Source organism: Hymenobacter sp. (assembly GCF_035709525.1).
Lineage (GTDB): Bacteria > Bacteroidota > Bacteroidia > Cytophagales > Hymenobacteraceae > Hymenobacter.
In genome coordinates, this window is the sequence record NZ_DASTEP010000031.1 from 1 (window position 1) to 19,176 (window position 19,176).

Annotated in this window: 22 protein-coding genes; 13 read left to right on the forward strand and 9 right to left on the reverse strand. The window is 62.2% G+C overall.

The window, feature by feature from the left end; all coding sequences use genetic code 11:
* Positions 1–40: 40 nt before the first annotated feature.
* A complete protein-coding gene (locus tag VFO93_RS02680) occupies positions 41–1,840 on the reverse strand; it encodes a long-chain fatty acid--CoA ligase (protein ID WP_325132773.1) in 1,800 nt (599 codons plus the stop codon).
* Between the two features lie 152 nt (positions 1,841–1,992).
* Between VFO93_RS02680 and VFO93_RS02685 the strand changes: the two genes are divergently transcribed.
* The 4 genes from VFO93_RS02685 (at position 1,993) to VFO93_RS02700 (ending at position 5,107) form a co-directional block, all read left to right on the forward strand.
* Positions 1,993–3,177, forward strand: a complete 1,185-nt coding sequence (locus VFO93_RS02685; RefSeq protein ID WP_325132774.1) for a formimidoylglutamase — start codon at positions 1,993–1,995, stop codon at positions 3,175–3,177.
* A 76-nt stretch (positions 3,178–3,253) separates the two neighbouring features.
* Positions 3,254–3,499 (forward strand): cytochrome b5 domain-containing protein, encoded by a 246-nt coding sequence (locus tag VFO93_RS02690; RefSeq protein ID WP_325132775.1) that lies wholly within the window; start codon positions 3,254–3,256, stop codon positions 3,497–3,499.
* Between the two features lie 100 nt (positions 3,500–3,599).
* Positions 3,600–4,400: an N-acetylmuramic acid 6-phosphate etherase gene (gene murQ / locus VFO93_RS02695; RefSeq protein ID WP_325132776.1), complete on the forward strand. Its 801-nt coding sequence runs from the start codon at positions 3,600–3,602 to the stop codon at positions 4,398–4,400.
* Between the two features lie 140 nt (positions 4,401–4,540).
* On the forward strand, positions 4,541–5,107 hold the full coding sequence (locus VFO93_RS02700) for a hypothetical protein (protein WP_325132777.1): 567 nt from the start codon (positions 4,541–4,543) through the stop codon (positions 5,105–5,107).
* A 65-nt stretch (positions 5,108–5,172) separates the two neighbouring features.
* On the opposite strand, the gene VFO93_RS02705 is transcribed toward VFO93_RS02700, so the two are convergent.
* Both VFO93_RS02705 and VFO93_RS02710 read right to left on the reverse strand, forming a co-directional pair.
* Positions 5,173–5,430, reverse strand: coding sequence for a hypothetical protein (locus VFO93_RS02705; protein ID WP_325132778.1), 258 nt, complete (start codon positions 5,428–5,430; stop codon positions 5,173–5,175).
* A gap of 219 nt (positions 5,431–5,649) precedes the next feature.
* On the reverse strand, positions 5,650–6,249 hold the full coding sequence (locus VFO93_RS02710) for a hypothetical protein (RefSeq protein WP_325132779.1): 600 nt from the start codon (positions 6,247–6,249) through the stop codon (positions 5,650–5,652).
* A gap of 167 nt (positions 6,250–6,416) precedes the next feature.
* Between VFO93_RS02710 and VFO93_RS02715 the strand changes: the two genes are divergently transcribed.
* Both VFO93_RS02715 and VFO93_RS02720 read left to right on the forward strand, forming a co-directional pair.
* The gene (locus VFO93_RS02715; protein WP_325132780.1) at positions 6,417–6,713 is read left to right on the forward strand and encodes a hypothetical protein; all 297 of its coding nucleotides are present in this window, start codon (positions 6,417–6,419) and stop codon (positions 6,711–6,713) included.
* An 89-nt stretch (positions 6,714–6,802) separates the two neighbouring features.
* A complete protein-coding gene (locus VFO93_RS02720; protein WP_325132781.1) occupies positions 6,803–7,093 on the forward strand; it encodes a hypothetical protein in 291 nt (96 codons plus the stop codon).
* A gap of 145 nt (positions 7,094–7,238) precedes the next feature.
* Here the strand turns inward: VFO93_RS02720 and VFO93_RS02725 are convergent, their stop codons facing one another.
* Positions 7,239–7,430, reverse strand: a complete 192-nt coding sequence (locus VFO93_RS02725) for a hypothetical protein (protein ID WP_325132782.1) — start codon at positions 7,428–7,430, stop codon at positions 7,239–7,241.
* A gap of 265 nt (positions 7,431–7,695) precedes the next feature.
* On the opposite strand from VFO93_RS02725, the gene VFO93_RS02730 reads away from it, so the two are divergent.
* From VFO93_RS02730 to VFO93_RS02745, 4 genes are all read left to right on the forward strand, one after another.
* Positions 7,696–9,549, forward strand: coding sequence for a glycoside hydrolase family 10 protein (locus tag VFO93_RS02730; RefSeq protein ID WP_325132783.1), 1,854 nt, complete (start codon positions 7,696–7,698; stop codon positions 9,547–9,549).
* Positions 9,550–9,682: 133 nt separating this feature from the next.
* Positions 9,683–10,819 carry an acyltransferase family protein gene (locus VFO93_RS02735; protein WP_325132784.1) on the forward strand — a complete coding sequence of 379 codons (1,137 nt, stop codon included), beginning with the start codon at positions 9,683–9,685 and terminating at the stop codon, positions 10,817–10,819.
* A 43-nt stretch (positions 10,820–10,862) separates the two neighbouring features.
* Positions 10,863–11,666, forward strand: coding sequence for a pyrroline-5-carboxylate reductase (gene proC / locus VFO93_RS02740; RefSeq protein ID WP_325132785.1), 804 nt, complete (start codon positions 10,863–10,865; stop codon positions 11,664–11,666).
* A gap of 195 nt (positions 11,667–11,861) precedes the next feature.
* Positions 11,862–12,506: an NAD-dependent epimerase/dehydratase family protein gene (locus VFO93_RS02745; protein WP_325132786.1), complete on the forward strand. Its 645-nt coding sequence runs from the start codon at positions 11,862–11,864 to the stop codon at positions 12,504–12,506.
* A 128-nt stretch (positions 12,507–12,634) separates the two neighbouring features.
* Here VFO93_RS02745 and VFO93_RS02750 read toward each other — a convergent pair whose 3' ends face one another.
* On the reverse strand, positions 12,635–12,925 hold the full coding sequence (locus VFO93_RS02750; RefSeq protein WP_325132787.1) for a hypothetical protein: 291 nt from the start codon (positions 12,923–12,925) through the stop codon (positions 12,635–12,637).
* Positions 12,926–12,982: 57 nt separating this feature from the next.
* Positions 12,983–13,225, reverse strand: coding sequence for a hypothetical protein (locus VFO93_RS02755; protein ID WP_325132788.1), 243 nt, complete (start codon positions 13,223–13,225; stop codon positions 12,983–12,985).
* Between the two features lie 418 nt (positions 13,226–13,643).
* Between VFO93_RS02755 and VFO93_RS02760 the strand changes: the two genes are divergently transcribed.
* Positions 13,644–13,901, forward strand: coding sequence for a hypothetical protein (locus VFO93_RS02760; protein ID WP_325132789.1), 258 nt, complete (start codon positions 13,644–13,646; stop codon positions 13,899–13,901).
* Positions 13,902–14,077: 176 nt separating this feature from the next.
* Here the strand turns inward: VFO93_RS02760 and rfaD are convergent, their stop codons facing one another.
* The 3 genes from rfaD to VFO93_RS02775 all read right to left on the reverse strand — a co-directional run bounded on the left by rfaD (position 14,078) and on the right by VFO93_RS02775 (position 17,140).
* Positions 14,078–15,043 carry an ADP-glyceromanno-heptose 6-epimerase gene (rfaD, locus tag VFO93_RS02765; protein WP_325132790.1) on the reverse strand — a complete coding sequence of 322 codons (966 nt, stop codon included), beginning with the start codon at positions 15,041–15,043 and terminating at the stop codon, positions 14,078–14,080.
* 36 nt (positions 15,044–15,079) lie between these two features.
* The gene (locus VFO93_RS02770; protein WP_325132791.1) at positions 15,080–15,991 is read right to left on the reverse strand and encodes a helix-turn-helix transcriptional regulator; all 912 of its coding nucleotides are present in this window, start codon (positions 15,989–15,991) and stop codon (positions 15,080–15,082) included.
* Between the two features lie 153 nt (positions 15,992–16,144).
* Entirely contained in the window at positions 16,145–17,140 is a 996-nt protein-coding gene (locus tag VFO93_RS02775; RefSeq protein WP_325132792.1) for an aldo/keto reductase, read from the reverse strand.
* 252 nt (positions 17,141–17,392) lie between these two features.
* On the opposite strand from VFO93_RS02775, the gene VFO93_RS02780 reads away from it, so the two are divergent.
* A complete protein-coding gene (locus VFO93_RS02780; RefSeq protein ID WP_144852610.1) occupies positions 17,393–17,806 on the forward strand; it encodes a 6-pyruvoyl trahydropterin synthase family protein in 414 nt (137 codons plus the stop codon).
* A 99-nt stretch (positions 17,807–17,905) separates the two neighbouring features.
* A complete protein-coding gene (gene lpxB, locus VFO93_RS02785; protein ID WP_325132794.1) occupies positions 17,906–19,021 on the forward strand; it encodes a lipid-A-disaccharide synthase in 1,116 nt (371 codons plus the stop codon).
* The last annotated feature ends 155 nt before the right edge of the window (positions 19,022–19,176 follow it).

Consider the following 19,176-nt stretch of genomic DNA (forward strand, 5'->3'; position numbering starts at 1 on the left):
CTCGCGGCGCGAGCGCTCGGACTACAAAGTCCAAGCTACTTTAATGCTGCCCCGGCGCGTGCGGCTCCTTCTCGGCCCGCGCGTACAAATCCTCAATAAGCGCCTGGTTTTTCTCGGTTATTACCTTGCGCTTCACCTTCATAGTGGGCGTCATTTCGCCGCTTTCCACGGTCCAGAGCTCAGGTAGTAGCACCTCTTTTTTCACCTGCTCCCACTGCGCGAAGCCCTGGTTGTACTTCTTCATCAGGTCGTGGTAGAGCTTCACTACTTTCGCGTCCTTCACCAGGTCGGCGTTTGAGGTGGCGGTGACGCCGTTCTTCTGCGCCCACTTCTTGAGTTCATCGAAGGCCGGCACGAGGAGCGCGGCCGGAAACTTGCGGTCGGCCCCCACTACCATTATCTGCTCCACGAGCGGGTCTTCTTTGACTTTGTTTTCAATGACTTGCGGGGCGATGTACTTGCCGCCGCTCGTCTTGAACATCTCCTTTTTGCGGTCGGTAATCTTGAGGAAGCGCCCGTTCACAAACTCGCCGATGTCGCCGGTGTGGAACCAGCCGTCGGCGTCGATTTCCTTGGCCGTGAGCTCGGGCTTGTTGTAGTAGCCTTTCATCACCGACGCCGAACGGGTCAGAATCTCGCCATCCTCGGCAATTTTCACTTCCATGTTGTCGATGAGCGGGCCCACCGTGCCAATCATGTTGTTCTCCGGCTCGTAGCCGTTCACCGCAATCACGGGCGAGGTTTCGGTGAGGCCGTAGCCCTCCATCACCCGAATTTGAGCGGCCCAGAACACGCGGGCTAGGCGCGGCTGCAAGGCCCCGCCGCCGCTCACGATGCAGCGCAGGTTGCCGCCCAGCGCCTCACGCCACTTGTTGAAGATGAGCTTGTTGGCCAATGCCAGCTCGGTGTTGTAGAGGAAGCCCTGGTTTTTCTGGGGGTCGAATTTCAACCCCAAATCCAGGGCCCAGAAAAAGAGCTTGTGCTTGATACCAGTTTGTTCGTGGCCCTTGGCCACGATTTTATCATATACCTTTTCCAGCAGGCGCGGCACGGTGGTGAAGATGCTCGGGTGTACCTCGCGCAGGTTGTCGGCGATGGTTTCCATGCTCTCGGCGTAGTAGATGCTCACGCCGTGTATCATGTAGAGATACGTCACCATGCGCTCGAAAATATGGCACAACGGCAAGAAGCTGAGCGCCTTGTCTTCCTGCCCTACGGGCACGTAGGCCGCCGCGCTGCGGCAGTTGCTGAGCAAATTGTTGTGGCTGAGCATTACGCCCTTGGGCTGCCCGGTGGTGCCGCTGGTGTAAATGAGCGTCAGCAAATCGTCGGGCTGCACGGCGGCTTTCAGCGGCTCCAGGTCGGCGGGGTTGCCGGTTTTGCCCAACTCCAGCAGCTCCGAGAAGTGGCGCGCGCCGGCTACCTTATCAAAGGTGAAGACGTTCTCGGCCGGAATATTCAGTTCAGCCGTGGCTTCCTTTACTTTGGCGTATAAGTGCTTGTCGCTCACGAACACTGCCCGCACGCCGGCATCGGTGAAGATGTAGCGGTAGTCCTCGACCGTGATGCTGGGGTACATGGGCACGCTGGTACCGCCAATCTGGGCGATGCCAAAATCGGCGAGCAGCCACTCGGGCCGGTTCATGCTGATAATGGCGACTTTATCGTCCTTTTTCAAACCCAATTTCAGCAAGCCCAGGCTCACCAGGTTGGTTTGGTCCTGCACCTGCTGGCTGCTGAGCGGCTGGTACTGGCCGTTGATTTTGGCGGCCAGCGCATCGGGTTTGGGGAATTTTTCGAGCTGATTGGCCAGAATATCGAAGGAGCGGCGAACGTCCATAGGGCGGGGCAGGGGCGGCAACGAAGAGAATGAAGCGCTAAAGAAACAGTTTTTTTACGGAAATCCGGCGCTAGGGCTGCCTGCTGCCCCGGCCGGGTAGCCCGGCCGGGGCGGCGCGGGCGTAAATTTGGCCGCGCCCGCCGCGCCGACTGATGAACCTGGCCTTATTTTTTGACCCGCTACCCGACGAGCTGACTGCCCCCACGGCCGCCCCCACCACCGTGGCGGCCTACGTCACGCGCTTCGCCGAAGACTTCCCCGACTGGCGCACCGCCGACCTCGCCCTCATTGGCCTCGATGAGTGGCGCGGCACGGCCGCCGGCCCGCCGCCCGCCGGGCAGCACGGCGCCAACCGCGTGCGCGAGCGCTTCTACTGCCTGCAACGCGGCACTGGCCCGCTGCGCCTCGTCGATTTGGGTAATCTGCGCCCCGGCCTCAGCCTCGACGATACTTACCGCCGCCTGTGCGAGATAGTGAGTGCCCTGCTGGAAGCCAATACGATACCCATCTTGTTGGGCGGTGGCCACGACCTCGACTACGGCCAGTTTCTGGCTTACGAGCCTTTGCACGAGCAGGCCCCGGCCATCAATTTCGCGGTGGTCGACTCGCGGCCCGACATGGCCCTGCCCATGCCCGGTATGCCCGCCGAGGATAGCCACCTGCGCCGCCTGCTGCTGCACCAGCCCAATTTTGTGTTCAGCTGCGCGCACCTCGGCCACCAGCAGTACCTCACGCCGCCCGATATTCTCACGGCCTTCGAGAAGCTGCACTTCGAAACCATGAGCGTAGGCGAGTTGCGTACCGACCGCCGCCTGGCCGAGCCCGTGCTGCGCCAGGCCAATTTCCTAAGCTTCGACATCGCCGCCCTGCGCTGGCAGGATGCCCCCGGCTACTACCCCGCCAGCCCCTTCGGCCTCAGCAACGAGGACGCCGCCCAGCTCTGCTGGTATGCGGGCCACAACGAGCAGCTGACCTCCCTCGGCCTCTACGGCTACCGGCCCGACCACGACGCCCACGGCCTGGCCGCCGCCACGCTGGCTACCATGCTCTGGTATTTTATCGAAGGCTACTACCATCGCCGGCCCGAAACGGGTTTCGGCACCTACCGCTTCCTAACCTATACGCTGGTGCTGCCCGGCAACGGCCCCCACGAGCCTACCGAATTAGTCTTCTACAAGTCGCGCCGCGCCGATACCGATAAGTGGTGGATGCAGGTCGAAAGCATTACCGACCAGTCGGTGAAGCGCATCGTGCCCTGCACCCACCAGGACTACCTGCACGCCGCGCAAGGCGACTTGCCGCAGCGTTGGATTCGGACGCAGGCGTTGTTGGGGTAGGGGGTGCCAGTAGCACATTCCGTCATGCTTCGACTCCGCTGCGCTCCGCTCAGCATGACGGATGATATAAACCAGGATGACCAACGACGATATAAAAACCTACAACCGCAGTCAGCTCGCCCTGCGCAACGGCCAGGACCGCGACGAAATATGGGTGGCCTACCAGGGCAATATTTACGACGTGAGTCGCTCGCGCCTCTGGCAGCGCGGCAACCACTACGAGCACTGGGCCGGCCAGGACCTCACCCGCGAGCTGGATGAGGACGCGCCGCACCTAGCCACGGTGTTTGATAAATTTACCATCATCGGGCGGCTGGTGTAGGGTAAGCTTTAGCTTGCCTTTTCGACGTTATTTTATTTTTACGGCAAGCTAAAGCTTACCGCACATTCTTCTGGCAAGCTAAAGCTTACCCTACATTCTAATGACTACCGAAGCACCTTCTACCTACCAAAACCTCGAAAACTGGCCCACCACCGACATCCTCGCGGGCATGAACCACGAAGACCAGACCGTGCCGCTGGCCGTGAACAAAGCCCTGCCGCAGCTCGAAAAAATGGTGGAGGCCACCGTGGCGCGGCTGCGCGCCGGGGGGCGGCTGTTTTACATTGGGGCGGGCACGAGCGGGCGGCTGGGCGTGGTCGATGCCTCGGAGTGCCCGCCCACGTTTGGCGTGCCGGCCGGGCTGGTGGTCGGCATTATGGCCGGGGGCGATGGGGCCATTCGGCAGGCCGTGGAGGGCGCGGAAGACGACGCCACCCAGGCGTGGCTTGATTTACAGCAGTTTAATGCCGGCCCCAATGACGTGCTGGTGGGTATCGCGGCCTCGGGCCGCACGCCCTACGTGATAGGCGGCCTGCAAGCCGCCCGCGCTGCCGGCCTCGCTACCGGCTGCGTGGTGTGCAATGCGGGCTCGGCCGTGGCGGCGGCCTGCGAGTTTCCGGTGGAGGTCGTGACCGGGCCGGAATTCATCACGGGCAGCACGCGCCTCAAGGCCGGCACCGCCCAAAAGCTGGTGCTCAACATGCTGACTACCGCTACCTTCATCCGGCTGGGCCGGGTGAAGGGCAACAAAATGGTGGACATGCAGCTCAGCAACGAAAAGCTGGTAGACCGCGGCCAGCGCATGCTGATGGACGAGCTCGGCATCGCCCAGCCCGAGGCGGCCGAGCTGCTGGCGCGCCACGGCTCGGTGCGGGCGGCGCTGCTGGCGCAGCAGGGGTAGCCGTAGCGCGAACTTTATAGTTCGCGTCCGTCCGGGGCGCTCGCTGGCGGACGCGAACTACAAAGTTCGCGCTACAACCCGAACGATTTGGCGGCAGCGTCGTTTTTGCCAGTGGGCCAGCCCTAGCTGGCTCGTTTGCTATGCACACCATCGAGCCTTATTACAACTGGATAGAGCAGTACTCGGCCACCGAAGACGAGCGCTCGCCGCTCTACGGGGCCGAGTACAGCCTCGACACTTTTAGCAATACTATTTACGGCTACTACATTCATCCGCAGTGGGATAGCCTGGAATCGGACACGCTCTTTTTCAAGATACTGTGGGCCGACTACGACGAGGGCGCGGCCGTGCTCGAGTTCATCGGCGAGTGGAACGATGCCATCGAAAACGACATCATGAACCTCAAGCGCAACATCCTCGACGTGCTGCTGCATGAGGGTATCAAGCGCTTCGTGCTCATCGGCGAAAACGTGTTCAATTTCCACGGCTCCGACGACAGCTACTACGAAGAGTGGTTTGAGGAAGTGGAAGACGGCTGGATTGCGGGCGTGAACTTTCAGGAGCACGTGCGCCGCGAAATGAGCCAGTACGGCCTCGACCACTACCTCAATTTCGGCGGCGACCTTGACGACCTGCCCTGGCGCACCTACGAGCCCCGCCGCCTAATCGAAACCGTGGATGGCCTGCTGCGCCGCCGCCTCAACTAGCCCGGCAGCACATCAAAAAAGGCCCGCATTAGCGGGCCTTTTTTGATGGTGGCAAAAAGCGAAAATTAGTTTTTACTTTTCGACTTTTTGCTTGATTTCGTGGTGGTTGCATCGTCGTCGCCGTCGCGGTCGCTTTCGGCCCCGGCGGCGTCGGTCAGCACGCGGCGGCGCTCAGCTACGGTGCCTTTGTAGACCTGCGGCTGCTTGGCCTGGCGGGCGGCTTTGCGCTCGGCCTTGGTCATGGGAGTAGTGGGCTGGCTGGTTTGGGCGTTGGCCTCGATGGTAGCAAAGGCCACCAGGGCGAGCATGAGGAGTTTTTTCATGGCGAATGGGGAAAGCAATAAGGTGGTGGAATGCGGCTAGATGGTTTTCGAGAAAAACGGAATTGGAATTTTGACCTTTTTCTTTGAATGTGCGGTAAAGCTACTGGATATCAAGTTTCATTCCAATAAATAACTATCAATACCGGGCACAATTCTTACTATCGGGCTTAGTTATAGCCAAGCGATTGATTATTACTTGGGTATGCGAAGCCAGGTTGCCTAGTGCAAATCGACCCGCATGGGGCGGGGCTCGCGCAGCAAGGGCGCGATGAGCTTTTTGACAGCGGGCTGGGTGGCCAGGGTAGTGGCGTCGGGGCGGGGCGGGCGCGAGGCGGCGCAGTCGGCCTGCAAGTCGGCCAGGGCCGCGTGCTGGTAGCGCTCTACCTGCTGCATGCGGGTGAGGTGCTCGGTCATGACCGGCGGCATGGCCGGGCGGCGGTCGATGCCCTCGCGCAGCACGCGCCAGTGGCTCTGGATGAGGGCCAACTGCTGCTCATACACGGTTACGTTGGGCGGGCCGGCGGGCGTTTGGGCCTGCTTCAGCAAAAACTCGGTGGAGTACTCAGCCAGCCAGAAGCGGCGCGTGAGCTGCTGGTAGCGGTGCATGGCCTCGGGGGCGGTGCTGCGCTCGGCGGGCGGTAGCAGGCCTAGCTGCCGCATAATGGGGCTTTCGACGTCGAACTTGGGAATGGGCGTCGAAACGGCCGTTTCTAGCTTGGGCGTTTCGTGGGGCGCGGCCTGCTCGGGCGGGGCTCCCGGCTGGCACTGCGTGCCGAGCGTGCCCAGCGCCGCGAGCGCCAGCCAGCGCAGCCCAGCCACAGGTTTAGAAAAAAGGAAGCGGGTAAAAAGAGCCATAAGCTACGTGGTTCAGGAAGCGTGCCAGCAATCGGGCCGGCCAAATTGGCACCAAAACCGCGAACGGCCCGGCCCTCAACCACCCGCGCTGCCCTGCGTACAACCGGCTATACCTCATCCAGCCCTCTTCCATGCCTACCACCCGCTCCGAGCAAGACCAGGCCACCCAGCCCACGCAGGCCGACCAGTACCAGCCCATCGGCCGCCAGGAGGCGCCCACCAACCCCGACGCCCTCTATGGCGGCAACGCCGACGACAACTCGGGCAGCGGCGGCAACGCCCACCCCACCGCCGCCGATGCCGCCCCTGCCAATAAGGCCGACGGCACCATCGAATCGGCCGACCAAAACGAAGGCGCCATCAAAGGCGGCGGCGTGAGCGGCGGCACCGCCAGCAGCGGCGGCAGCATCGGCCAGGTTACGCTATAAGTAATGCGCGCGGCGGGCAATTGAAGTAAGTTGAATTGTCCGCTTGTCCATTCCTTAAACTACTCTCATTACCCTACTTACCAGTTCTCATGGTTACCCCCAATCCCGCCCCCGACGCCGGCCGCCCGGCCGAAATTGAAGAAAACAAGGTGCCCAGCACCGCCGGCCCCATCACCAACCAGCAGGCCGACCCCGACCCCAACGCCAGCGGCAACCCCGAAACCGTGACCCAGGAAGACCTGGCCAGTAGCGACGGTGCCGGCATCCGGGGCGACTACGGCGACGCCAGCCAAACCACCGGCCTCGAAGGCGGCGAGCAAACGCCCACCGACGCCGGCCCCGACCGCGCCGACGAAAAGCCGACCAACGACGGCGAATAAGGAAAACCAGCCGTCTGAACACGTCCAAGCCCCAACGGGGTAATCCAACTTCTCGGCTGGGTTGCCCCGTTGGGGCTTGGGCGTGTTCATCACCTCGATAACGATACCAGAGCCCACGTAGGCTACCGGAGAAGCCGGCGCGTACCTAGTGCGGCTGGGTAGCTGCCGGGGCTTTCCGGCGGCCCCTTCTAGAAGTATCCTTCGTGCCGGCGTCGGTGGCACCCAGCGGAAAAAAGCTGGTCGTGTTACCGCTCATCGTGGGAGTGAACGGCAGAAAGGGGTTGAAAAGCAGGCGGGTTTCGGGCTGCGCCGCAGGCCCGGATTGTGTGGTTTTCATGCTGAAATAGAAGGGTGAGTGGAGGCTGTTGGCAATAGCCACCAGCCTAATGTAGCTGCAATATAGTTTTATAATTATAAAGCTGGCTCTTGGTTGATTTAGGCGGCTCAATCCTGTTTGTTCTTCGTATAGTGCCGCGCCGTTGGCCGGATAGCTACTGCCGCCAGGTTGCCACGAGTACTGCTCCTGCCGCGCCAAGCGGCGGCCCGCCCCAACGCGGCGGGCGTAACTTGCAGCCTACTTTTTGGTGCTCTACCTGCCGTTGATGCGTTCTGCTGCTCTGTTTTACTGGTTTCTCTTTACCGCTTTCCTGCTTAGTGCGCCCGCCATGCTGCGGGCGCAGGCCGCCGACAACCTGCCCAGCCTGCGCATCACGCGCCCCATTGTGCTGCGCGAAGACCTGCAAAATGCCGACGCCCCGGTGCCGCCCAAGCGCGAGCTGCGCGCCTTCTGGATTGCCACCGTGGCCAACATCGACTGGCCCAGCCAGCGCGGCATGGCCCCCGAGGTGTACCGCCGCGAGTATCGCCGCCTGCTCGATGCCGGCCAGCGCGCCGGCCTCAACGCCGTGTTTGTGCAAATCCGGCCCGCGTCGGATGCCTTCTATAAATCGGACCTGGAGCCCTGGAGCCGCTACCTGACGGGCCGGCAGGGCAAGGCCCCGATTGAGGGCGACGACCCGCTGCCCTTCCTCATCTCGGAGGCGCACCGCCACGGCATGGAGTTCCACGCCTGGTTTAACCCCTACCGCGCCACCATGGACACCGTGACGCGCTCGCTGGCCTCCAATCACCCGCTGCGCCAGCACCCCGAATGGTTTATCAAGTACTCCAAGCAGTACCTCTATAACCCCGGCTTGCCCGAGGTACGCACCCACATCAAGCGCGTGATACTCGATGTAGTGCGGCGGTATGATATTGATGGCGTGCATTTTGACGACTACTTCTATCCGTATCCCGAGCCGGGCATTGTCTTTCATGATGAGCCCGCCTTTGCCGCCCACAACCCTGACCGCCTAAGCCTGGCCGACTGGCGGCGGCAGAACGTGAATACGCTCATCCACGACCTGCACGACAGCATTCTGACTGCCAAGCGCTGGGTGAAATTCGGCATTTCGCCCTTCGGTGTGTGGATGAATAAAAGCGCCCACCCCGACGGCTCGGACACCCGCGCCGGGCAGCCCAGCTACTCGAACCTCTACGCCGACTCGCGCCTGTGGCTGCGCTCGGGCTGGATAGACTACATCGTGCCGCAGCTCTACTGGAGCACCAAATTCAAACTGGTGCCCTACGCCACGATGGTGGAGTGGTGGGCGCGCAACCGCTTCGAGCGCCACCTCTACATCGGCCACGGCATGTACCGCATGCGCGAAAGCACCCGCTCCGACACCGCCTGGCGCAACCCCCGCGAGCTGCCCACCCAGGTGCGCCTCAACCGCAGCTACCCCGACGACGTGCAGGGCAGCGTCTATTTCTCGGCCAATTCGCTCTTGAACAACCCGCTGCACACCACCGACTCGCTGCGCCTCGACCTCTACCGCGCCCCGGCGCTGGTGCCGCCCATGCCCTGGCTCGACAGCCTGGCCCCGCGCCCGGTGCGCGAGCTGGTGCTCAACCGCACCCGCGCCGTGGCTACCCTCACATGGGTGCCCGACCCCGTGCCCGCCGAAGACGGCGACCTAGCCGCCTACTACGTGCTCTACCGCTTCGAGCGCGGCCAGGTGATGGCTCCCGCCGACCCGCGCCACATCCTGGCCGTGGTGCGGCCCACCAACCTGGGCCAGCCCGCCACCTTTGCCGACACCACCGCCCGGCCCAATGTGGCCTACTCGTATTTCCTCACCGCCGTCGACCGCCTGCACAACGAGAGTGTGCCGCTACGCGTGTTTTCCGAAGGCAAACTGCCCGTGGAGGTGCTGGCCGCCGCGCCCATCAACATGCCCGCCCAGGCCCACCGCCCGCTGCCGCCCGTGGCCTCGGTGCCCAAGGCCGCCGGCCGCCCCGTGTCGCCGGTGCCCAGCGAGGTAGCCCGCGCCGAAGCCGCCAAGGTGAAAATCAAAACCAAGCCGCCCGTGAAGAAGCGGCGCGGCTTCTTCGCCCGCTTGTTTGGGCTGAAGTAAGAAAGTTATATGCCTTGTCATGCTCATCTGGCGTCCACGCGGTGAAGCATCTCTACCGCCTCGTCCAACGGCGCGATATAGATGCTTCACCGCGTGGACGCCAGATGAGCATGACAAGGCGTATACTTGCCTCATGTCTAACGCGATACCTGCTGCCCCCGCCCGCCTGCTCAGCCTCGACGTATTCCGGGGCCTCACCGTGATGGGCATGGTCGTGGTGAACAACCCCGGCGACTGGGGCCACATCTACCCGCCGCTGGAGCACGCCGAATGGCACGGCTGCACGCCCACCGACCTCGTATTCCCGTTTTTCCTCTTCATCGTGGGCGTGAGTCTCGCCTACGCCCTGGCCGGCCCCAAGCAGCGCCACGAGCCGCAGGGCCCGGTGCTGCGGCAGGTGCTGCGGCGGGCGGCGGTGCTGTTTGGGCTGGGGCTGCTGCTGTCGCTCTACCCGCGCTTCGATTTTTCGGTGGTGCGCGTCATGGGCGTGTTGCAGCGCATTGCGCTGGTGTACCTGGGGTGCAGCGTTAGTTATCTGAAAACCAGCTGGCGCACGCAGGTTATTTTGCTGATAAGCTTATTGATAGGCTACGCCGCGCTGCTCCAGCTAGTGCCCGTGCCCGGCGTTGGCCCCGCCAATCTGGCGCCCGCTACCAACCTCGGCGCGTGGCTCGACCGCGCTGCTTTCACCGAAGCCCACCTCTGGAAGCAGTCGCGCACTTGGGACCCCGAGGGCCTGCTCGGTACGCTGCCCGCCCTGAGCACCGGCCTGCTGGGCGGGCTGGCCGCGCAGTGGCTGCGCCGCGCCGCTACCCCCGCCACCAAGGTGCGCGGGCTGCTGGCGGCGGGCGTGTTGTGCGCGCTGCTGGGCTTGCTCTGGAATACCTGGTTTCCCATCAATAAAGCTCTGTGGACCAGCTCCTACGTGCTCTTCACGGGTGGGCTGGCGCTGCTAGTACTGGCCGCGCTGTACTGGCTCTGCGATGTGCGCGACTACCGGCGCTGGGCCGCGCTGGTGGTGCCGTTCGGGGTCAATGCCATTGCCGTATTCGTGGGCTCGGCGCTGCTCTCGCGCACCTTCGGGCTCTTCAAGCTGCCGCTGCCGGGCGGTGGGGTAGGGGGCCTGAAAGAGTGGCTTTACAGCTGGGGAATCGTGCCGTTTTTCAGCGACCCGCGCCAAGCATCGTTGGCGGGTGCGGTGGTATGTTTGCTCGTCTGGTGGGCGGTGTTGAGTTTGCTTTATCGCCGCCAGTGGGTGTGGAAAGCCTGAGCACTAGCAGCCACAGACGACCTTGCATAAGTCATAATTTCCAATGAAAATTCTCATCATCGGCGGCGGCAACATGGGCCTCACCTACGCCCGCAGCTTTGTGCGCGCCCACGTTACGTCGCGCCTCGATTTGCGCCTGCTGGCGCGCTCGCCCGAGCGCGTGGCTGCCCTCGCCGCGCACGAAATCGGCACCGCCTGGGGTAGCCCCGAGGAGTGCGTGCCGGGCGCCAATATCATCATTCTGGCCGTGAAGCCGCAGGACTCGGGCGCGCTATTTGAGCAATTGCGCGGGCTGGTGCAGCCGCAGCAGGTTATTATCAGCATCATGGCCGGCGTGCAGATTAGCACGTTGCGCGAGGCGCTGGGTACGCCCAAAATCATCCGGGCCATGCCCAACCTGCCCGCCCAAATCGGCATGGGCATGACGGCCTTCACCAGTACCGACGAAGTAACCCGCGCCGAGCTGGTGCAGGTGCAAAACCTGCTGAGCACCACCGGCAAAACCGTGTACGTGGAAGACGAAAGCGCCATCGACGCCAGCACCGCCATCTCGGGCAGCGGCCCGGCCTACGTGTACTACTGCATGGAAGCCCTCATGGCCGCCGCCGCCCAAATGGGCTTCGCGCCCGCCGAGGCCGAGCTGCTCGTGAGCCAGACCTTTCGCGGCGCGGTGGAGCTCTATAGCCAGGCCGGCCTCAGCTGCCAGGACTGGATAGCCCGCGTGTCCTCCAAAGGCGGCACTACCGAGGCCGCCATGCGTGCCTTCGGCCAGGCCGCCGTGCGCGAGGGCCTCGTGGCCGGCGCCACCGCCGCCCGTGACCGCGCCGAGGAACTAGGCCGGCGGTGAGGTGGTAAGTGAGCAAAGTGGCAAGAGAGTAAATTGATTGTCATTGCGAGCGTAGCGAAGCAATCGTACCTGTTCAGCCGCGTCATCTGGGTGCGATTGCTTTGCTACGCTCGCAATGACAAACGGCATTTTTGCGTAAGACATGAGCCGCTTGCAACAGCAACTACCTGCTACCGCTGCCTCATCCTCGTCTTTATGAAAAAAACAGCGTTACTCGCGGGCGCTACCGGCCTAGTCGGTAGCGCCTTACTACCGATGCTACTTGCCTCCGAGCGCTACGCTAAGGTGATAGTGGTGGGCCGCCGCCCAGTAGCCGTGCACCACCCCAAGCTCACGCAGGTAGTCACGGACCTCGGCCAGCTCGAAGCCGAGCGCCTGCGCCTTATCGCCGATGACGTGTATTGCTGCCTGGGCACCACCATGCGGCAGGCGGGCTCGAAGGAAGCGTTTTACGAAGTCGATTTTCTGTACGTGGTGAAGCTGGCGGCCCTTACGGCGGCCAATTTCGCGGCGCAATTTCTAGTGGTGTCAGCCCTCGGGGCCGATGCTGAATCGGCTTTTTACTACAACAAGGTGAAGGGCGAGATGGAAGTCGCCGTGCGCCAGGCCCCATTTCGGGCCATCCATATTTTCCGGCCCTCGCTGCTGCTGGGTGCGCGGGCCCGGCCGCGCCTCGGCGAGCGCCTGGGCGGGCTACTGCTCAAGCTGGTAGGCCCGCTATTGCGCGGCAGCTGGCAGAAATACCGCGCCATCACTGCCGAAGCCGTGGCCCGCGCCATGCTGTGCGCCGCCGAAGACGATGGTGGCGGCGTGCGCGTGCACGAGTTGCGCGGCGAATGAAAAAAGCGCCCCGGCCAAACCGGCCGGGGCGCTTTTTAGCAATTTAAACCAACAACTCAGGCAAGCCGCGTAATGCAGCTTCTGCGGCCCTCCGCGCTTTTTTTCTGCGTCAGCTGCGGTGAAAAAAACTACCACCTACGCCCGTAGCCCCGCCCGTGGTAGTGCGGGCGCGGCGGCGCGTAGTACACGCGCGGCCGGGGCGCGTAGTAAACCGGCGGCGGATACACCACCACGGGGGGCGGCGGGGCTACTACCACCGGCGCCACGGGCGGGTAGTAGTAGCGCGGCCCGTAGTAGGGGCGGGGCGCGTAGTAGGGCCGCCCAATCTGGGCATTGATAACTACTTGGGCCGCCGCTGGCCGGCCCCCAAACACGCCCAGGCTCAGCAGCAGGACGAAGAACACGGATTGAAAGCGCATGACAAGGGCGCGTTGCAGCGCGCTGATTTAGAATGGATAATACTGCTAAGCCGGGTATTATCGCCCGCGCCGCCCGCCAAAGCCGCCGGGGCCAGGGCCGGGATGAAAGCCCCGGTGTTCGCCGCCGTGATAGCGCGGGCCGGGCGGGGGCGGGGGCAGCGGCCGGGCGTAGTAGCGCGGCCCGTGGTACCGGGGAGCATAGTAGCGCGGGCCGTAGTAGCCGCCGTAGGCCGGGTAGCCGGTGCTGGCCCCCACGTACACGCCCGGCGTGCAGCTGCTGAGCAGCAGGCCGAAACTCATGGCAAAAAATAGGGCAAACAAGGATTGTAGTCGCATAGCCGTAAGCGCCGAAGCACCTTAGTTAAGAAGTAAATCAGATAATAGAACAACAGCGCTTAGACGCCAAAAAACTCCCGGAGTTTAACGCACCTACCCGGCAGGCGAGTAGCGTGGCGCGGGCAAAAGCGGCGGGCGCGGCACCTCTGAGCACTGGCTTTCTATAAGAAAAACTCGTGCCAGTTTTAAGGCGGGAGGTGGAAAGCGCGGGCTTTCAAGCTTGAGAAAAAGGGCGGCTGCGTCTGCTGGGCTAAGTGCTTATTTTATCTTGTAAGCGCTTGGTTTACAAAGTAATTAATTCTATTTAAAAAAGGGTTGAAATGAATTTAACCCACCCGTCCGCCGTTAATAAGACAAGCAATAATCAGCATCCTATCCAACTATGAAAAGCCCCGCCCAATACCTCGCCCCGCACGTATTTGAAGCCCGCCGCCCGCGCCGCGAGTTGCAGCCCGTGGTTAGCCACGCCGACGCCCTGCGCGCCGTAGAGCAGGCCTTGGCCGATGCCGAGAAATACAAGTATTTGCTCATGCGCGCCCTGCGCCGCCACGCCGACGAAACGGCCGCCACTACGCAACCGAACTTGCGCGAAACGCCCGTGCTGCCCATGTACCCCGAGGGCCTGCCGCTCGCTGCTTAATAACCTTGTAGCGCGAACTACAAAGTTCGCGCCACGACCCGCCACGCAGAAAAGCCACCGCCGCTCGTTGTCAATGAGCGGCGGTGGCTTTTCTGCGTGGGGTAGAGAGGTATACTTGCGTCTCGTCGTTGTTGAGCCCACCTAACGAGAGACGCAAAATATTGCGTCTCTACATACTAGTAAAACCGGTCGGGTAGCAGGTAATTCTGCACGTAGTCTTGGATGCCGGCCTCCAGCGAGGTGAACGGCCGCTCGTAGCCGATGCTGCGCAGCTTGCGCATGTCGGCCTCGGTGAAGTACTGGTACTTGTCGCGGATGTCCTCGGGCGTGTCGCGGAAGCGCACGTCGGGCGCGGCACCGAGGGCGGCGAAGGTATTCAGCGTAAGGTCTATGAAGGTGCGGGCCTGGCCGCTACCCAGGTTGTAGATGCCCGACTGCGTGCGGTGATTCAGCAAGAAAAAGCACACTTCCACCACGTCCTTCACGTACACGAAATCGCGCATCTGGCCGCCGTCGATGTAGTTGGGGTTGTGCGAGCGGAAGAGCGTCATGTTGCCGTGCTGCCGAATCTGGTGAAAGGCGTGGAATATCACCGACGCCATGCGGCCCTTGTGGTACTCGTTGGGGCCGTACACGTTGAAGAACTTGAGGCCGGCCCAGAAATACGGCTTTTCGGTTTGCTGCACGGCCCAGTTGTCGAAGTCGTTTTTCGACTCGCCGTAGGGGTTCAGCGGGCGCAGCTCGGGCAGCATCGCCTCGTTGTCGGAGTAGCCGAGCGTGCCATCGCCGTAGGTGGCGGCCGATGAGGCATACACCAGCGGCAGCTGGTAGCGCACGCAGGCCTGCCATAGCTGCTTGCTGTAGTTGAGGTTAAGCAGGTCGAGCACGGCGTAGTCCTGCTCGGTGGTGTCGGTGCGCGCGCCGAGGTGGAAGACGAATTCAACCTGCGCGTGGTGCTGGTCGAGCCAGTCGAAAAACTCCAGCCGGTCGACGTACTCGCGCAGCTTTTTGCCCCGGATGTTGGGCAGTTTTTTCTCCACCGCGAAGTTGTCGACCACCACGATGTCGTTGAAATTGGCGGCGTTGAGGCGCGAGACTAAGCAGCTGGCGATAAAGCCGGCGGCACCGGTTACGACTATCATAGGAAGGGCAAATTTTAGCCCCCAAAGGTAGCGCCGCTACTGCGCCGAAAACCGGAAGGCGGCCGGCGTGAGGCCGGTTTTGCTTTTAAACAGCCGGCTGAAATACGGCGGATACTCGAACCCGAGCCGAAACGCCGTTTCGCTGACGCTAAGCGAGGTGCTGAGCAGCAGTTGCTTGGCGCGCTCAATAAGCTGGTTGTGAATGTGCTGCTGGGTAGTCTGCCCCGTGAGCGAGCGTAGCATGTCGCCGAGGTAGGCCGGCGACACGTGCAGGGCATCGGCGAAGTACTGCACCGTGGGCAGCGGCTGCTCGCCACCCTGCGCGAAGTAGGCCGCCAGCAGCTCCTCAAAGCGGCTGAGTAGGTCGTGCGCGGCCGGCCGCCGCGTGAGAAACTGCCGGTGGTAGAAGCGATTGCTGTAGTTTAGCAATACCTCTAGCTGCGAGCAAATTACCTCGTGGCTGAAGCCGTCGATGGGCTGCGCTACCTCGGCCCGCAGGCCGTGCAGCAGGCCGTCGAGCACCGCTTCTTCGCGGGCTGAGAGGTGCAGCGCCTCGTGTACCTGGTAGGAGAAAAAGTTGTAGCTGCCGATTTTTTTGCCCAGCGGGTGCCGGTGCAGCAGGTCGGGGTGAAACACCAGCATCCAGCCTTCCAGCTCCGACGTGTCGACATCGGCCGGGGCCGTGCAGAGCTGGCCGGGCGCGTAAAAGGCCAGCACGCCCTCGCGGTAGTCGTAGGCCTGCTGCCCGTAGCGCAGCTTGCCCTTGAGGTTTTTCTTGAGCGAAATAATGTAGAGCTGCCGCAGCATGAGGCCGGGCGGCGGCCGGTGGGTCGTGGGCTTCAGGTCAATTACGGCGAGCAGCGGGTGCGTGGGCTTGGGAAAGCCAAAGTGCTCGGTAAACGCGCTGACGGAATCGAGGAGGAGGAAGTCTTTGGCAGAGTGTTTCATAGGAGTCTTGGCTTTTAGAGCTTCTCTGTTGAGTCATGCTGAGCGCAGCGAAGCATCTTGCTCGCCTCGTTGCTGACGCATTGATTTACTGCGCCACGCGAGATGCTTCGCTGCGCTCAGCATGACTCAACAAGGATTCAAAGTAATTTAAACTTACAACCCCGCTGGATACGCCGCGCCCGCCGCGCTGCCCACTGGCATAATGGCATCCAACTCGGCCAACTCCACCGCGCTGAGCGACAAGCTAGCTGCCGCCACGTTCTGCTCCAGATACTTGCGGCGCTTGGTGCCCGGAATGGCGACCACGCCCTGCGCCAGCACCCAGGCTAGGGCCAGCTGTGCGGCGGTTACGCCTTTGGCTTTTGCCAGGTCTTCCAGCTTCTCGACCAAGGCCAGGTTTTTATAGAAGTTCTCGCCCTGGTAGCGCGGGAAAAACCGGCGCGAGTCGCTGGCCTCGAAGTCGTCGGGCGACTTGATTTCGCCCGACAAAAATCCCCGGCCGAGCGGCGAGTAGGCCACGAAGCCGACCCCTAGCTCATTGGCGGCCTGTAAGATGCCTTCTTCCTCGGGGCGGCGGTCGAAGAGCGAGTATTCGGTTTGCAGGGCCGAGATGGGATGCACGGCGTGGCCCCGGCGCAGCAGGTCGGGGGCTACTTCGCTCAGGCCGAGGTAGCGCACTTTGCCTTCTTCCACGAGGCGGCTCATGGCGCCCACGGTGTCTTCGAGGGGTACGGCGGGGTCGACGCGGTGCAGGTAGTAGAGGTCGATGTAGTCGGTGTTGAGGTTGCGCAGGCTGCGCTCGATGCTCTTGCGCACGTAGGCGGGGGTGCCGTTGTAGCCGCCGGTCCACTGCTCGTTGTCGTCGACCTCGAAGCCGAACTTGGTGGCCAGAATAATGTCGTGACGGCGGCCGGGCAGCACCTTGGCTACCAGCCGCTCGTTGAGTAGCGGGCCGTAGAGGTCGGCGGTGTCGAGTAGGTTCACGCCTAGCTCCAGGGCGCGGTGCAGGGTAGCGAGGCTTTCGGTTTCGTCGGCCGTGCCGTACACGCTCATGCCGTTGACGCCGGCCGTCATGCCCATGCAGCCCAGGCCTTCGATGGGAACGTGCAGGCCCTGGCTGCCCAGGGAAACTTGTTTGAGGGTGCTCATCAGTAAGAAGTTAAGGAAAAGTTGGAAAGGAGAAACATCCTGCACAAAGGTCAGCGCGCACCCGGCCGTCCGGCTTATACAAACCCCGGCTTCTGCTATACAAAACGCGGGCGCGTCCCCAAAACGCACCGGCCGCGCCTCCGACTGCCGCCGCAAGTAGCGGGCGTATCTTTGCGCCCCGCAAAACCGCCTTGCCCGGCGCGCCCCGGCTGCGCCAATGGCCCCACGCTTATCCCGCTTTGCTATTTCGCTATGCTATACGTTAGTCGCCGCGAGCATTTCAACGCCGCCCACAAGCTCTACAACCCCGCCTGGACGCCCGAGCGCAACAAAGAGGTATTTGGCCCCTGCGCCAACGAAAACTGGCACGGCCACAACTACGAGATGATAGTGACCGTGAAGGGCCAGCCCGACCCCGACACCGGCTTCGTAGTAGACCTCAAAGCCCTCAGCGACCTCATCCGCACGCACATCACCGACCAGGTCGACCACAAAAACCTGAACCTCGACGTGCCCTTTCTCAAGGGCCAGCTGGCCAGCACCGAAAACCTGGCCGTGGCCTTCTGGCAAATTCTGGTGCGCGAGTTGCCCGCCATCACGGGGGCCCAGCTGCACTGCATCAAGATTTACGAGACGCCCCGCAACGCGGTGGAATATTACGGGTGAGTCATTTAACAATTATCATTTAACATTTAACAGCTCGTCAGAAGCGCTGCAAAATGCTAGTGATAAAGAAGCTGTTAAATGTTAAATGATAACTGTTAAATGAAATACTACCTCATTGCCGGCGAGCGCTCCGGCGACACGCACGCCGCCCACCTCCTGCACGAGCTGAAAGGGCAGGACTCGGCCGCCGACTTCCGCTACTGGGGCGGCGACCAGATGCAGGCCGAAGGGGGGCACCTGGTGCACCACTACCGCGAGCTCGCCGTGATGGGGTTTTGGGAAACGGCTACGAGCATTCTCAAGTTTCGGAGGTACCTAAAGGAATGCCAGCGCGATATCCTAGAGTATAAGCCCGACGTGCTGATTCTGGTCGACTATGGCGGCTTCAACCTGCGCATGGCCGACTGGGCCAAGGCGCACGGCGTGCCGGTGTTCTACTACATCTCACCCAAAATCTGGGCCTGGAACCAGAGCCGGGTTGAGAAAATCAAGGCCCACGTGGACAGGATGTTCGTTATTCTGCCGTTCGAGGAAGAATTCTACCAACGCTTTGACTACAAGGTTGATTACATCGGCAACCCTACCGCCGACCAGGTAGCCGACTTCGTGCCCAACCCCGGCTTTGAGGCCCAGCACGGGCTCGACCCCAAGAAGAAAATAATTGCGGTGCTGCCGGGCTCGCGCAAGCAGGAAATCGAGGAAATGCTGCACGAAATGCTGGCCGTGCTGCCCGCGTTTCAGGAGTACCAGTTTGTGGTGGCCGGGGTGAGCAACCTCGACCGGGCGTATTACCAACACTTCGAGCGCAATGGCATCAAGCTGGTGTTTGACCAGGCCTTCGACTTGCTGAGCCGAGCCAGCGCCGCACTCGTGACGAGCGGCACGGCCACCCTCGAAACCGCGCTGTTTGGCGTGCCGCAGGTGGTGTGCTACCGCACCAGCGCCCTCACGTACCAAGTAGGCAAGGCCGTAATTAAAGTACCCTACATCTCGCTGGTTAACCTGATTCTGGGCCGCGAGGTGGTGCAGGAGTTTATCCAGAGCAAATTCACGGCCCGCAACCTGCTCGATGAATTGAAGCGGTTGCTAACCGACCAAGCCTACATAGCCCACCAAAAAGCGGGCTATGCCGAGCTGCGCGCCAAGCTAGGCCAGCACAACGCCGCCCGCCAAACGGCCACGCTGATGGTAAAGTACTTGCGAGAAGGGAAGTAGCGCGGACGTTGTAGTCGGCGCGTGGTAGGGCGCTCGCCAAGGCGCGCGGATTACAAAATCCGCGCAACAGGCGCTGGCGAACATTCACCCCGTGCCGGTAGTTAAAAGAGCGATAAATCGGTGAGCCGCTGCGGCTGGCCGAGGTTATTTCGCCT

Excerpts from the sequence above, each read along its gene's own strand:
- rfaD (WP_325132790.1), bottom strand. The coding sequence starts at position 15,043 with ATGATAGTCGTAACCGGTGCCGCCGGCTTTATCGCCAGCTGCTTAGTC.
- VFO93_RS02700 (WP_325132777.1), top strand. The coding sequence starts at position 4,541 with ATGCACACCATCGAGCCTTATTACAACTGGATAGAGCAGTACTCGGCC.
- VFO93_RS02705 (WP_325132778.1), bottom strand. The coding sequence starts at position 5,430 with ATGAAAAAACTCCTCATGCTCGCCCTGGTGGCCTTTGCTACCATCGAG.
- VFO93_RS02775 (WP_325132792.1), bottom strand. The coding sequence starts at position 17,140 with ATGAGCACCCTCAAACAAGTTTCCCTGGGCAGCCAGGGCCTGCACGTT.
- VFO93_RS02760 (WP_325132789.1), top strand. The coding sequence starts at position 13,644 with ATGAAAAGCCCCGCCCAATACCTCGCCCCGCACGTATTTGAAGCCCGC.
- proC (WP_325132785.1), top strand. The coding sequence starts at position 10,863 with ATGAAAATTCTCATCATCGGCGGCGGCAACATGGGCCTCACCTACGCC.
- VFO93_RS02725 (WP_325132782.1), bottom strand. The coding sequence starts at position 7,430 with ATGAAAACCACACAATCCGGGCCTGCGGCGCAGCCCGAAACCCGCCTG.
- murQ (WP_325132776.1), top strand. The coding sequence starts at position 3,600 with ATGACTACCGAAGCACCTTCTACCTACCAAAACCTCGAAAACTGGCCC.
- VFO93_RS02755 (WP_325132788.1), bottom strand. The coding sequence starts at position 13,225 with ATGAGTTTCGGCCTGCTGCTCAGCAGCTGCACGCCGGGCGTGTACGTG.
- VFO93_RS02690 (WP_325132775.1), top strand. The coding sequence starts at position 3,254 with ATGACCAACGACGATATAAAAACCTACAACCGCAGTCAGCTCGCCCTG.
- VFO93_RS02780 (WP_144852610.1), top strand. The coding sequence starts at position 17,393 with ATGCTATACGTTAGTCGCCGCGAGCATTTCAACGCCGCCCACAAGCTC.
- VFO93_RS02770 (WP_325132791.1), bottom strand. The coding sequence starts at position 15,991 with ATGAAACACTCTGCCAAAGACTTCCTCCTCCTCGATTCCGTCAGCGCG.
- VFO93_RS02715 (WP_325132780.1), top strand. The coding sequence starts at position 6,417 with ATGCCTACCACCCGCTCCGAGCAAGACCAGGCCACCCAGCCCACGCAG.
- VFO93_RS02720 (WP_325132781.1), top strand. The coding sequence starts at position 6,803 with ATGGTTACCCCCAATCCCGCCCCCGACGCCGGCCGCCCGGCCGAAATT.
- VFO93_RS02685 (WP_325132774.1), top strand. The coding sequence starts at position 1,993 with ATGAACCTGGCCTTATTTTTTGACCCGCTACCCGACGAGCTGACTGCC.
- VFO93_RS02680 (WP_325132773.1), bottom strand. The coding sequence starts at position 1,840 with ATGGACGTTCGCCGCTCCTTCGATATTCTGGCCAATCAGCTCGAAAAA.
- VFO93_RS02745 (WP_325132786.1), top strand. The coding sequence starts at position 11,862 with ATGAAAAAAACAGCGTTACTCGCGGGCGCTACCGGCCTAGTCGGTAGC.
- lpxB (WP_325132794.1), top strand. The coding sequence starts at position 17,906 with ATGAAATACTACCTCATTGCCGGCGAGCGCTCCGGCGACACGCACGCC.
- VFO93_RS02750 (WP_325132787.1), bottom strand. The coding sequence starts at position 12,925 with ATGCGCTTTCAATCCGTGTTCTTCGTCCTGCTGCTGAGCCTGGGCGTG.
- VFO93_RS02730 (WP_325132783.1), top strand. The coding sequence starts at position 7,696 with ATGCGTTCTGCTGCTCTGTTTTACTGGTTTCTCTTTACCGCTTTCCTG.
- VFO93_RS02735 (WP_325132784.1), top strand. The coding sequence starts at position 9,683 with ATGTCTAACGCGATACCTGCTGCCCCCGCCCGCCTGCTCAGCCTCGAC.